The sequence below is a fragment of the Allobosea thiooxidans genome, from assembly GCF_900168195.1.
Taxonomy (GTDB): domain Bacteria; phylum Pseudomonadota; class Alphaproteobacteria; order Rhizobiales; family Beijerinckiaceae; genus Allobosea; species Allobosea thiooxidans.
The window spans coordinates 186438-198583 of record NZ_FUYX01000004.1 but is presented as its reverse complement, the minus strand read 5'-3'; the positions used below and the strand labels follow the sequence as shown (position 1 = coordinate 198583).

Genomic DNA, 12146 nt, shown 5'->3' with positions numbered 1-12146 from the left:
AGGATGTTGTCTCGGCTCGCGATAGAGCCACGTATCGATGTCGTATTCCCCGATGGCACGCTGCAGTCGATCGGGCAGGGCGCTGCTCCACGACTGCGCATGCGGATCGTGGACGCGCCGACGGAACTCAAGCTTGCACTGAATCCCGAGCTCGCCTTGGGCGAGGCCGTGATGGACGGGCGCGTCGTGGTCGAGCAGGGCTCGCTCTATGATCTCCTCGACGCGCTGGTGGCGGCCGTGCACAAGGCTCGCCCACAGGGCTGGGGCAAGACGCTGTCGGGGCTGCGCACCGCGATCAGGCGCTTCCAGCAACACAACACGCCGGCGCTGGCGAAGCGCAACGTCGCCCATCACTACGACCTGAAGAGCGACTTCTTCCGGCTCTTCCTCGACCCGGACATGCAGTATTCCTGCGCCTATTTCGCGCAGCCGGACATGACCCTCGCCGAGGCGCAGCTCGCCAAGAAGCGCCATATCATGGGCAAGCTCGACTTGGCGCCGGGCCAGCGCGTGCTCGATATCGGCTGCGGCTGGGGCGGCATGGCGCTGTCGATCGCCGGTGAGACCGGCGCTTCCGTGACGGGCGTGACGCTCTCGGAGGAGCAACTCGCCATCGCCAGGCAGCGCGGGGCCGAGTCCGGCCTGCCGGTCGAATTCCGGCTGCAGGACTACCGCCACCTCACCGAGCCCTTCGACCGCATCGTCTCGGTCGGCATGTTCGAGCATGTCGGCGTCGGCTACTATCGCGACTATTTCCGCAAGGTCCGCGAGCTGCTGACCGAGGACGGCGTGGCGCTGATCCACACGATCGGCCGCTCGACGCCGCCGGGTGCGACCAACCCCTTCATCGCCAAGTACATCTTTCCGGGCGGCTACATTCCCGCCATGTCAGAGGTGACGGCGGCGATCGAGAAGGAAGGGCTCGTCGTTACCGATGTCGAGGTGCTGCGCATCCACTATGCCGAGACGCTGAAGGCCTGGCGCGAGAACTTCCTGGCCCGGCGCGACGAGGCGGTCGCGATGTATGACGAGCGCTTTGCAAGGATGTGGGAGTTCTACCTCGCCGCCTCCGAGGCAAGCTTCCGGCATGACGATCTGGTGGTGTTCCAGTTCCAGCTCGCGAAGCGGCTCGACGGCCTGCCGATCACCCGCGGCTATATCGAAGAGCGCGAGGGCGAGCTGGGTCGCGAGAGGGCCACCGGCAAGGTGAAGGCGGCGGAACTCTAGGGCTGATTTCATCCAGGCCCAACCGTCATTGCGAGCGCAGCGAAGCAATCCAGGGGACGGGGTGAGACGTTCAGCCCAGTCTCCCTGGATTGCTTCGTCGCTTCGCTCCTCGCAATGACGGTTGAGACCGACCGGAAACCGCTGGCCTGTCTTCAGGCCGGCTCTCGCCCGACATAGCGGGCGCGCGGCCGGATCAGGCGTCCGGTCTCGCCCTGCTCCAGCGCGTGGGCGATCCAGCCCGCGCAGCGTGCGGCGGCGAAGATCTGGAAGGAGACATCCGCCGCAAGCCCGAGCTCGCTTACGATCGCGGTCAGCACGAAGTCGATATTGGGTTCCTCGCCGGTCAGCGCCGTGACGGCCCGGCGCGTCGCCTCATAGGTCGGCGGCAGCGCAAAGGCGGTGAGCAGCGCTCGCGCCCGCGGATCGCCGTCCGGATAGAGCGGATGGCCGAAGCCGGGCAGGGGCATGCCGCCGGCGAGGCGTGCGGCTATCGCCATCTCCGCCCCGTCTTCCGCGATCTCCCGCATCAGCCCGAGCACGCGCGGGGTCATGCCGCCATGCAGCGGGCCGGACAGCGTGGCGAGCCCGGCCAGGATGCAGGCGGCGAGCGAAGCGCGGGTCGAGGCTGCGACGCGCACCGCGAAGGTCGAGGCGTTGAGCTCGTGATCGGCGAGCAGCACCAGCGCGCGGCGGATCAGGTCGGCGCCATCAGCGTCGCAGCCCCAGGCCTGCGCCAGCCGGTGATGGATCGGGCCCTGGCCCGGCCGCCCCGCAATGGCGTCGACCAGCGCGTCGATGACGGAGGCGGCCTCGAGATAGAGCGCCTTCTTGGTGCGCCCCGCCATGGCGGCGTCGCTTGCGGCCCGCGCGGCGATCACCGCGAACATGCGCTGCCGGGCCGGTGCCTCCGGGACGATCGTGAACAGCGGCGGAAAGCGCTGCGAGCCGCAATCCCAGAGCAGTCGCGCGACATCCTCCAGCTTCGCCGTCTCGGCCAGCACCTCCGCATCCTGCCCGCGATACCAGAGCTTGCCGCGCTGGATCGTGGCGATGCCCGAGGCCAGGATCGGCTCGCCGAAGGCGATCGCGTCCTCGGCGATAGCGGCGGGTTTCCGTCCCCGCGCCTTGCGGTGCTCCAGCCGCGCCACATCCTCGGTCCGGTAGAGCCGCCGGCGCGAATCCCCCGCATCGCCGCGCGCCTCGATCAGCCCGCGGCTGACATAGGCATAGAGCGTCTGCGGCTTCAGCCCGAGCCGCTGCATCACCTGTTGCGCCGTCAGCCAGTCGGTCATCGAAATACATTGATTATATTGTTCAAGATTGATTTTAGCGATGAAGCTACCGATCCTCAAGGCATCGTTTTGCAGGAGTGATCGCCATGTCCGATGGCCTTGAAGATGTCGTTGCCGCCCACACCGTGCTCTCCGAGGTCGATGGAGCGGCGGGCCGGCTGGTGATGCGCGGCCACAGCCTGGACGAGCTGGCGGGGCATACCTCCTTCGAGGAGATGGCGGCGCTGATGCTGGACGGCTTCGTGCCGGACCTGCCGGCCATGAAGGATCTGCCGGCGGCACTGGGCGCAGCGCGGGCGGAGCTGTTCGAGACGGTGGTCCGGAAGGCTGCCGTGCCCACGACGCTCGGGCCGGTCGAGATGATCAGGGCGATGACCGCGCTGATCCCGGATGGCGAGGATGCCGGCACGGTCCTGCGGCTGCTGGCGGCGCCGGCCGTCTTCACCGCGGCTTCCCTGCGCCTGCAGCGGGGCCTCGCCCCGGTCGCGCCCGATCCGGCGCTGTTGCAGGCGGCCGACACGTTGCGCATGCTGCACGGCAAGGCGCCGACGCTGCAGCAGGCGGCGGCGCTCGACACCTACCTCGTCACGGTCGCCGATCACGGTCTCAACGCCTCGACCTTCGCCTCGCGCGTCGTCGCCTCGACCCGGGCGGGGCTGGTCTCGGCCGTGCTCGCCGGCATCAGCGCGCTGAAGGGGCCGCTCCATGGCGGCGCGCCCGGCCCGGTGATCGAGATGCTCGATGCGATTGGGACACCCGGCAATGCCCGCGCCTGGTTGGAGGCGGCGCTCGACCGCGGCGACCGGCTGATGGGCTTCGGGCACCGCATCTATCGCGTGCGCGATCCGCGTGCCGATGCGCTGAAAGGCGCGATCCGCCGGCTCGGCGCCGATAGCGGGCGTCTCGCGCTCGCCGAGGCGGTCGAGCAGGCCGCGCTCGCCATCCTGCGCGAGCGCAAGCCCAACCGGACGCTGGAGACCAATGTCGAGTTCTATACGGCGCTCTTGCTGGAAGCGCTCGGCTTCACGCCGGATTCCTTCACCTGCGTCTTCGCGCTCGGGCGGACGACGGGCTGGCTCGCCCATGCCAAGGAGCAGATCGCCGGCGGCCGCCTGATCCGCCCGCAATCGGTCTATGTCGGCCCACAGCCGCGGCAGGCGGCCTGAGACGATACAAGGGACGTCATGCTCGGGCTTGACCCGAGTATCTCGGAAACCAGTGTCTTCATGGGATTCTCGGGTCGGAGCTGCAATCCGCCCGAGAATGACGGTTTGGGTCAGAGCGGCGATAGTCGGATGGCGAAGAGTTCGCCGCCGTTTTCGGCGACGAGCTTTGCCTTGACGGCAATTTCCAGGACGGCGCTGTCACCAGCGGCCAGAACCGTCCCGTTCACCTGCCAAACACCCTGACGCGCGACCAGAACCAGCAATCCGCGCTCGGCTGCGATCTCATGCGCTCCGCCGGTCAGGCGCTCGACGCTGTGGCTCCACGCCCCGCGCCGGCTCATCACGTTGAGATCGTCAATCGCCCCATCGACCAGCGCGCCGTCTACCGCCCGGTCGGCGGCGAAGAAGAACGGCGCGGTCGCGCGATCGAGCGCCACCGTCTCGCCATCGCCGAAGGCGAGGCGGATGCCGTTTCCTGTCAGCACCGACAAGGTCCGGTCGATGCCGGGGAAGGACGAGAACGGCCCGTCCTGCCCGACATGGGCCATCGAGATGCGCCAATCGAAATCGCTCAGGGAGGCTCCCTCCGGAGAAACGGCGATCTCGGTCGTGGTGCCGCCGCCGTTCTTCCACGGCATGACCTTGCAATCGGCGGCGCGGATGATGCGCATGAAGGCTCCTTCGAATTCATGCCGAACCCTTGTCATTCCGGGGCGCCCGAAGGGCGAGCCCGGAACCCACGACTGGGTAGAACATCGTGGTTGGACAAGGCTCGCCCGGTCGTGGGTTCCGGGTTCTCCGCTTGCGCGGAGCCCCGGAATGACACGAGGTCTCAGCCCAGGATACCCGGCAGGTTGAGCCCCTTCTCGCGGGCGCAGTCCAGCGCGATGTCGTAGCCGGCATCGGCATGGCGCATCACGCCCGTGGCCGGGTCGTTCCAGAGCACGCGCGACAGACGGGCCGCTGCGTCATCCGTGCCGTCGGCGCAGATGACGACACCCGAATGCTGGGAGAAGCCCATGCCGACGCCGCCGCCATGATGCAGCGAGACCCAGGTTGCGCCGCCCGCGGTGTTGAGCAGGGCGTTGAGCAGCGGCCAGTCGGAGACCGCATCCGAGCCGTCCTTCATCGCTTCGGTCTCGCGGTTCGGCGAGGCGACCGAGCCCGAATCGAGATGGTCGCGGCCGATCACGACGGGAGCCTTGAGTTCGCCGTTCTTGACCATTTCGTTGAAGGCGAGGCCAAGGCGATGGCGGTCGCCGAGGCCGACCCAGCAGATGCGCGCCGGCAGGCCCTGGAACGAGATGCGCTCCCGCGCCATGTCGAGCCAGTTGTGCAGGTGCTTGTTGTCCGGCAGCAGCTCCTTCACCTTGGCGTCGGTCTTGTAGATGTCCTCCGGATCGCCCGAGAGCGCCGCCCAGCGGAACGGGCCGATGCCGCGGCAGAACAGCGGGCGGATATAGGCCGGCACGAAGCCCGGGAAGGCGAAGGCGTTCTCCAGCCCCGCTTCCTTGGCGACCTGGCGGATGTTGTTGCCGTAGTCGAAGGTCGGAATGCCCATGTCCTGGAAGGCGATCATCGCCTCGACATGCTCGCGCATCGAGGCGCGGGCCGCCTCCTCGACGGCCTTCGGGTTGCCCTCGCGGCGCTGCTTCCATTCGCCCATCGTCCAGCCCTTCGGCAGGTAGCCATTGACCGGGTCATGCGCCGAGGTCTGGTCGGTGACCATGTCGGGGCGGATGCCGCGGCGGACCATTTCGGGCAGGATCTCGGCGCAGTTGCCGAGCAGGCCGACCGACTTCGCCTCGCCGTTCTTGGTCCAGCGGGCGATCATCTCCATCGCCTCGTCGAGGTTTTCGGCCTTCTCGTCGAGATAGCGGGTGCGCAAGCGGAAATCGATCGAGTCGGGATTGCACTCGACGGCGAGGCAGGAGGCGCCGGCCATCACCGCCGCCAGCGGCTGGGCGCCGCCCATGCCGCCGAGGCCGCCGGTCAGGACCCACTTGCCCTTTAGGTTGCCGTTGTAATGCTGGCGCCCGGCCTCGACGAAGGTCTCGTAGGTGCCCTGCACGATGCCCTGCGTGCCGATATAGATCCAGGAGCCGGCCGTCATCTGGCCGTACATGGCGAGCCCCTTCTTATCGAGCTCGTTGAAATGGTCCCAGTTGGCCCAATGCGGCACCAGGTTGGAGTTGGCGATCAGCACGCGCGGCGCGTCCTTGTGCGTGCGGAACACGCCGACCGGCTTGCCGGACTGGACGAGCAGCGTCTCGTCCGCCTCGAGCTGGCGAAGCGCCGCGACGATGCGGTCGAAATCCTCCCAGCTGCGCGCGGCCCGGCCGATGCCGCCATAGACCACGAGCTCATGCGGGTTCTCGGCCACGTTCGGATCGAGATTGTTCATCAGCATGCGCAGCGGCGCCTCGGTCAGCCAGCTCTTGGCTGTGAGCTCGGTGCCGGTCGCGGCGCGGATCGTGCGGGTGTTGTCGAGGCGGGTCATGAACGGCTCCGTTCGAGGGCGGCGGCCGCATCGAGGGCTGCGGCGATGATGGCGGACAAGGCGGTCTGCAGGCTGGCGGCCTTCGTCGCGTCGAAGGCCCAGGGCGCGTTCTCCTCGGCGAGATAGGCCGAGAGCGCGATCTCCATCTGGAGCGCATGCACGCGCTCGAAGGGGCGGCCGTAATGGCGCGTGATCCAGCCGCCCTTGAAGCGGCCATTGGCGATCTGGGTGAGCGGCTGGCCGGCCATGGCGGTAACGGCCGCAGCCTCGATGCTCGGTGCGCAGCTCTGGCCGGAATTCGTGCCGAGGTTGAGCGTCGGCAGCGTGCCCTCGAACAGGCGGGGGATCACCGACTTGATCGAGTGGCAGTCCCACAGCACGCAATAGCCGTGCTCGGCCTTCACCCGCGCGATCTCGGCGGCGAGCGCCGTGTGATAGGGCTGGAAATAGGCGCCCTTGCGCCGCTCGATCTCGTGCGCGTCCGGCGCTGTCTGCCAGATCGGCGCGCCGTCGAAGGTTGTGGTCGGCACAAGTTCGGTCGTCGCCTGCCCCGGATAGAGCGAGACGCCGGACGGATCGCGGTTGAGGTCGATGACGAAACGCGAGAGCTGCGCCTCGACGATCGTCGGCTGGAGTGGCGTTGCAAAGCTGTAGAGTTGGCGCATATGCCAGTCGGTATCCTCGACCAGCTTTCCGCGTTCGTTGAGCTGCGCCGCGACTTCCGGCGGAACGCCGGTGCCGGGATGCGGCATCGAGAGGATGAGCGGGGACGACCCCCGCGTCACGATGACGGTGTCGGTCATTTCATTCCTCCGTCATGCTCGGGCTTGACCCGAGCATCTCCCTCCGAAAGAGGCTCATTGCGCTTAGGCGTCCTGAGATTCTCGGGTCTCCGCTGCGCTCCGCCCGAGAATGACGGCTAACCCTCACGCCGCGCACTCGGCGAAGCTGTCGAGGCCCGCGGCCTTGCCGACGGCGCCGGAGAGCACGAACTCGGTCGCGGCCGCGAGATCGGGGGCGAGATAGCGGTCCTCGGTCAGCGGTGCGATCTTGCTGCGCAGCAGGGCGAGCACCGGCTCAAGGCGCGCGCTGGTCTTGAGCGGGCGATGATGCTCGATCGCTTCCGCCGCCGCCATCAGCTCGACGCCGATGACGCTGGCCGCGTTCTTCGCCATGTCGAGCAGGCGGAAGGCGCCATGCGTCGCCATCGAGACATGGTCTTCCTGGTTGGCCGAGGTCGGGATGGTGTCGACCGAAGCCGGGTACGCCTTCTGCTTGTTCTCGGAAGCGAGCGCGGCGGCGGTGACCTGCGCGATCATGAAGCCCGAGTTCAGGCCGGCATCGCGGGCGAGGAAGGGCGGCAGGCCGCTCATCACGGGGTCGACCAGCAGAGCCATGCGGCGCTCGGAGAGGTTGCCGATCTCGCAGACGGCCATCGCCAGGATGTCGGCGGCGAAGGCGACCGGCTCGGCGTGGAAATTGCCGCCCGAGACGATCTCGCCGGGGCCGAGCACCAGCGGGTTGTCGGTGACGGCGTTCGCCTCGATCGAAAGCGTGGCGGCGGCATTGCCAATGAGATCGCGCACCGCGCCCATCACCTGCGGCTGGCAACGCAGCGAATAGGGGTCCTGCACCTTCGTATCGCCATGGCGATGGCTCTCGCGGATGGCGCTGCCGGCGATCAGGTCGAGCAGGATCTTGGCGACCTTGATCTGGCCGGGCTGGCCGCGGAGCGTCTGGATGCGCGGATCGAACGGGGTGTCGGAACCCTTGAGCGCATCGACGGAGAGAGCGCCGGCGACGAGCGCGGCATCGAAGACGCGTGCGATGGCAGCAAGGCCGGTCAGCGCTATCGTGGTCGAGACCTGCGTGCCGTTGATCAGCGCGAGGCCTTCCTTGGCGCCGAGCGCAAGCGGGCTGAGACCCGCGCGCTTCAGCGCCTCGGCCGCCGACAGGGTCTCGCCCTTCAGGCGGATCTCGCCGAAGCCCATCAGGGCCGCGGTCATATGGGCGAGCGGCGCGAGGTCGCCGGAGGCGCCGACCGAGCCCTTGGCGGGGATGACCGGCAGGGCATCGGCCTCGAGCGCATTGGTCAGCGCGTCGATCACCACCGGCCGCACGCCGGAGGCGCCGCGCGCCAGGCTCGCCGCCTTCATCGCCAGCAGCAGGCGGACCACGCCGTCGGGCAGGGCAGGGCCGGTGCCGACCGCATGCGAGAGGATGAGGTTGCTTTGGAGCTTGGCGAGGTCGGCATCGGCGATGCGGACGCTGGCGAGCTTCCCGAAGCCGGTATTGACGCCATAGGTCACGGTGCCCGCAGCGACGATCTCCTCGACGATCTTCTGGCCGGAGGCGATGTTCCTGGCGCTGTCGCTGCCGAGCGAGGCGACGGCGCCGTCGAGGATCGCGCGCCAGTCGGTGAGGCGGGCTGCGCCCGGGTTCAGCGAAACCGTGGTCATTGTCCGTTCCAGATGCGGGTGTGAAGGGGGTTGAAACCGATGCGGTAGGCGAGTTCGGCCGGGCGCTCGATCTCCCAGATCGCGAGATCGCAACGCTTGCCGGCTTCCAGCGTACCGACCTCGTCCTGGAGGCCGAGCGCGGTCGCGGCATGGCGGGTGAGGCCGGCCAGCGCCTCCTCCGGCGTCATGCGGAAGAGCGTGCAGGCCATGTTGAGCACGAGCAGCGGCGAGGTCAGCGGCGAGGAGCCGGGATTGGCGTCGGTGGCCAGCGCGATGGCGACGCCATGCTTGCGCATCAATTCGATCGGCGGCTTCTGCGTCTCGCGCAGGAAATAGAAGGCGCCGGGCAGCACCACCGCGACGGTGCCGGCCTTGGCCATGGCGATGATGCCGTCCTCGTCGAGATATTCGAGATGATCGGCCGAAAGCGCGCCCATCTCCGCCGCGAGCTTGGCGCCATACAGATTGGAGAGTTGCTCGGCGTGGACCTTGATCGCGAGGCCCTTGGCCTTGGCGGCCTCGAAGACGGCCTTCGTTTCCGCGGGCGAGAAGGCGATACCCTCGCAGAAGACGTCGACGGCATCGGCCAGCCCCTCGGCCGAGACGGCATCGAGGATCGGCCCGGCAACGAGCGCAGTGTAGTCGCCCGAGCGGCCCTTGAATTCCGGCGGCACGGCATGGGCGCCGAGGAAGGTGGTGCGGACGGTGACCGGCCGCTCGCGGCCGATCCGGCGCGCGACGCGCAACTGCTTCAGCTCCGCCTGCTGCTCCAGCCCGTAGCCGGACTTGATCTCGACGGTGGTGACGCCCTCGGCGATGAGTGCGGCGAGGCGCCGGTCGGCGGAGGCGAAGAGCGCATCCTCGCTCGCCTCGCGCGTCGCCTTGACGGTGGAGAGGATGCCGCCGCCGGCCCGGGCGATCTCCTCATAGGTCGCGCCTTGCAGGCGGAGCTCGAATTCATGGGCGCGGTCGCCGCCATAGACGAGATGGGTGTGGCAATCGATCAGCCCCGGGGTGATCCAGCGGCCCTGGCAATCGATGGTCTCGGCAGCCTGGAAGGCGGGAGCCTCGCTGCGCGGCCCGGCATAGACGATGCGCCCACCGCGCGCTGCGACCACGCCGTCCTCGATCGCGCCATAGGATGCCTCGACCGCAGGCGACATCGTCGCCAGCCGCGCATTCGTCCAGAGCTTGTCGCAAGCCAGCGTTTCACCGGGCGCATTCGCCACCGTGCATCCTCCCGCTACTCTTCAGGTTGGAGCTATGCTATCCAATTGCATATGCAAATGGCAAGTGGTATTTGCATATGCAAATAAGCGCCAGTGATCGACGGAGCGAAACGGTGACCGAGACCCTGTATTTGGCCGCGGCGCTTCTGCCCGAAGGTTTTGCCAGCGATGTGAAGCTGACCGTTGCCGACGGCACGATCACGTCTGTCGAGACAGGGGTGAAGCCGGTTGGAGATGCCAGCCGCTTCGCGGGCATCACCTTGCCCGGCATGCCGAACCTGCACAGCCACGCCTTCCAGCGCGGCATGGCCGGCCTCTCCGAGCGGCGCGGCGCGCCGGAGGATTCGTTCTGGACCTGGCGCGAGGTGATGTACCGCTTCCTCGACCGGCTCGATCCCGAGGATGTGCAGGCTGTCGCCGCGCAGGCCTTTGTCGAGATGCTGGAGGGCGGCTTCACCGCGCTCGCCGAGTTCCACTACCTGCATCACGACAAGGATGGGCGCCCTTACGCGAACATCGCGGCGATGGGGCAGGCGATCGCCACGGCCGCTGAGGAAACCGGCCTCGGCCTCACCTTGCTGCCCGTGCTCTATCGCTTCGGCAATTTCGGGCAGGCGCCTTCCGTTCATGGCCAGCGCCGCTTCGTCAACGATCGCGATGCCTATCTGCGCCTGCTGGAGGGCAGCGCCGCCGCGATCCGCGACCTGCCGGATGCCCGCCTCGGCGTCGCCCCGCATTCGTTGCGCGCCGTCGCGCTCGACGATCTCGGCTGGGTCTCGTCGCTGCGCCCGAACGATCCCGTCCACATCCACGTCGCCGAGCAGATCCCCGAGGTCGAGGCCAGCCTGAAGATCACCGGTAAGCGGCCGGTCGAGCTGCTGATGGACACGATCCCGCTCGACAGGCGCTGGTGCCTGATCCATGCGACGCATCTGAGTGATGCCGAGCGCGACGGAATCGCCCGCAGCGGCGCGGTGGCGGGCCTGTGCCCGATCACGGAATCGAGCCTCGGCGACGGCATCTTCGACGGCATCCGCTATCGCGCCGCCGGCGGTGCCTTCGGTGTCGGCAGCGATTCCAATATCCAGATCGATGCCGGCGCCGAACTGCGCCAGCTCGAATATTCGCAGCGCCTGCGCGACCGTCGTCGGGCGCTCTTCGCCGAGGAGAGGGCCTCCACCGGGCTCGCCCTCTGGCAGGTGGCCTGCGCCGGCGGCGCCCAGGCATGCGGCCGCGCCATCGGCGCGATCGCGCCCGGCCATCGCGCCGATTTCATCACGCTCGACACCGATCACCCGGCGATCGTCGGCAAGTCCGGTGCGGAGGCGGTGGACAGCGCGATCTTCGCCGCCAACGCCCTGCCTTTGCGCGATGTCGTCGTCGGTGGCAGGAGGGTGGTCGCCGAAGGCCGGCACATCGCCCGTGATTCGGTGCGCACGCGCTTCGCCGGCGTGATGCGGCGCCTGCTCGCGGCAGCATAGGGAACAGGATGATTGAGACCCGGCTCGACGCGGTGAAGCTGGACGGCGCCGGGCCGGTCTACGACCAGATCCGGCGCGCGATCCGCGATCTGGTGGTCAGCGGCGAATGGCCGCCGGGCACCGGCGTGCCGCCGGAACACGCCCTGATGGAACAGCTCGGCGCGTCCCGGATGACGGTGCACCGCGCGCTGGTCCAGCTCGCCCGCGAAGGGCTGATCGTTCGCCGCCGCCGCTCGGGCACCATCGTCGCGAGCCCCCCGGCGAGCCATGCCATGCTCGACATCCTCTCGATTCCCGAAGAGGTCGAGCAGCTCGGCCAGGTCTATGCCTATGACGTGCTCTCGCGCAGCGACGGCAGGCCCGCTCCGGAGGTGGTCGAGCGCTTCGGGCTGAAGCGGTCCGACAAGGTGGCCCATCTCGTCGTGCTGCATCGCGCCGACGGCATGCCGCATGTGCTGGAGGAGCGGGTCATTCACGCTGCCACCGTTCCCGGTCTCGCCGAGGAGGATTTCGCCGAGACTCCGCCGGGCGACTGGCTGCTCAAGCACAGCCTGTGGTCGCAAGCCGAGCATGCGATCAGCGCGATCGGGGCGGGGGCTGAGGAGGCCGACCTGCTGAGCATCGCCATCGGCGAGCCCTGCCTTCTGGTCGAGCGCCGGACCTGGAACCAGTCGAAGCCGGTGACGGCCGTGCGCCTGCTCTACCCCGGCTCGCGCCACCGCTTCGTCGGGCGCTTCGGCCCCTATGGCCAGGTTTGACTGCAGCGAAGTCCGAGGCGAACGGTTCGGGCCA

10 protein-coding genes are annotated in these 12146 nt (G+C 68.4%); 4 read left to right on the top strand and 6 right to left on the bottom strand.

Annotation, left to right across the window (positions count from 1 at the left end):
- Positions 1–3: 3 nt before the first annotated feature.
- Positions 4–1227: a class I SAM-dependent methyltransferase gene (locus B5Y19_RS09150; RefSeq protein WP_280174380.1), complete on the top strand. Its 1224-nt coding sequence runs from the start codon at positions 4–6 to the stop codon at positions 1225–1227.
- 152 nt (positions 1228–1379) lie between these two features.
- Here the strand turns inward: B5Y19_RS09150 and B5Y19_RS09145 are convergent, their stop codons facing one another.
- Positions 1380–2519: a citrate synthase family protein gene (locus B5Y19_RS09145; protein ID WP_055728675.1), complete on the bottom strand. Its 1140-nt coding sequence runs from the start codon at positions 2517–2519 to the stop codon at positions 1380–1382.
- Positions 2520–2605: 86 nt separating this feature from the next.
- Between B5Y19_RS09145 and B5Y19_RS09140 the strand changes: the two genes are divergently transcribed.
- Positions 2606–3685, top strand: coding sequence for a citrate synthase/methylcitrate synthase (locus tag B5Y19_RS09140; RefSeq protein WP_055728674.1), 1080 nt, complete (start codon positions 2606–2608; stop codon positions 3683–3685).
- A gap of 110 nt (positions 3686–3795) precedes the next feature.
- Here B5Y19_RS09140 and B5Y19_RS09135 read toward each other — a convergent pair whose 3' ends face one another.
- From B5Y19_RS09135 to hutI, 5 genes are all read right to left on the bottom strand, one after another.
- Positions 3796–4356, bottom strand: a complete 561-nt coding sequence (locus B5Y19_RS09135; RefSeq protein ID WP_055728673.1) for a HutD/Ves family protein — start codon at positions 4354–4356, stop codon at positions 3796–3798.
- Positions 4357–4517: 161 nt separating this feature from the next.
- Positions 4518–6185, bottom strand: coding sequence for a urocanate hydratase (gene hutU / locus B5Y19_RS09130; RefSeq protein ID WP_055728672.1), 1668 nt, complete (start codon positions 6183–6185; stop codon positions 4518–4520).
- Positions 6182–6988, bottom strand: a complete 807-nt coding sequence (gene hutG, locus B5Y19_RS09125; RefSeq protein WP_055728671.1) for an N-formylglutamate deformylase — start codon at positions 6986–6988, stop codon at positions 6182–6184. Before hutG ends, hutU begins: the two co-directional genes overlap by 4 nt.
- Positions 6989–7111: 123 nt before the next feature.
- On the bottom strand, positions 7112–8644 hold the full coding sequence (gene hutH / locus B5Y19_RS09120) for a histidine ammonia-lyase (protein WP_055728670.1): 1533 nt from the start codon (positions 8642–8644) through the stop codon (positions 7112–7114).
- The gene (gene hutI, locus B5Y19_RS09115; protein WP_211200694.1) at positions 8641–9807 is read right to left on the bottom strand and encodes an imidazolonepropionase; all 1167 of its coding nucleotides are present in this window, start codon (positions 9805–9807) and stop codon (positions 8641–8643) included. The genes hutH and hutI overlap by 4 nt, the downstream gene beginning before the upstream one ends.
- Before the next feature lie 143 nt (positions 9808–9950).
- Between hutI and B5Y19_RS09110 the strand changes: the two genes are divergently transcribed.
- Entirely contained in the window at positions 9951–11354 is a 1404-nt protein-coding gene (locus B5Y19_RS09110; protein WP_055728668.1) for a formimidoylglutamate deiminase, read from the top strand.
- A gap of 8 nt (positions 11355–11362) precedes the next feature.
- On the top strand, positions 11363–12112 hold the full coding sequence (hutC, locus tag B5Y19_RS09105) for a histidine utilization transcriptional repressor HutC (RefSeq protein ID WP_055728667.1): 750 nt from the start codon (positions 11363–11365) through the stop codon (positions 12110–12112).
- Positions 12113–12146 lie beyond the last annotated feature (34 nt).

What these genes read in the sequence shown, in the direction of transcription:
- hutH (WP_055728670.1), bottom strand. Translation starts at nt 8,644, where the DNA reads ATGACCACGGTTTCGCTGAACCCGGGCGCAGCCCGCCTCACCGACTGG.
- hutU (WP_055728672.1), bottom strand. Translation starts at nt 6,185, where the DNA reads ATGACCCGCCTCGACAACACCCGCACGATCCGCGCCGCGACCGGCACC.
- B5Y19_RS09145 (WP_055728675.1), bottom strand. Translation starts at nt 2,519, where the DNA reads ATGACCGACTGGCTGACGGCGCAACAGGTGATGCAGCGGCTCGGGCTG.
- B5Y19_RS09150 (WP_280174380.1), top strand. Translation starts at nt 4, where the DNA reads ATGTTGTCTCGGCTCGCGATAGAGCCACGTATCGATGTCGTATTCCCC.
- B5Y19_RS09110 (WP_055728668.1), top strand. Translation starts at nt 9,951, where the DNA reads ATGCAAATAAGCGCCAGTGATCGACGGAGCGAAACGGTGACCGAGACC.
- hutI (WP_211200694.1), bottom strand. Translation starts at nt 9,807, where the DNA reads ATGTCGCCTGCGGTCGAGGCATCCTATGGCGCGATCGAGGACGGCGTG.
- B5Y19_RS09140 (WP_055728674.1), top strand. Translation starts at nt 2,606, where the DNA reads ATGTCCGATGGCCTTGAAGATGTCGTTGCCGCCCACACCGTGCTCTCC.
- B5Y19_RS09135 (WP_055728673.1), bottom strand. Translation starts at nt 4,356, where the DNA reads ATGCGCATCATCCGCGCCGCCGATTGCAAGGTCATGCCGTGGAAGAAC.
- hutG (WP_055728671.1), bottom strand. Translation starts at nt 6,988, where the DNA reads ATGACCGACACCGTCATCGTGACGCGGGGGTCGTCCCCGCTCATCCTC.
- hutC (WP_055728667.1), top strand. Translation starts at nt 11,363, where the DNA reads ATGATTGAGACCCGGCTCGACGCGGTGAAGCTGGACGGCGCCGGGCCG.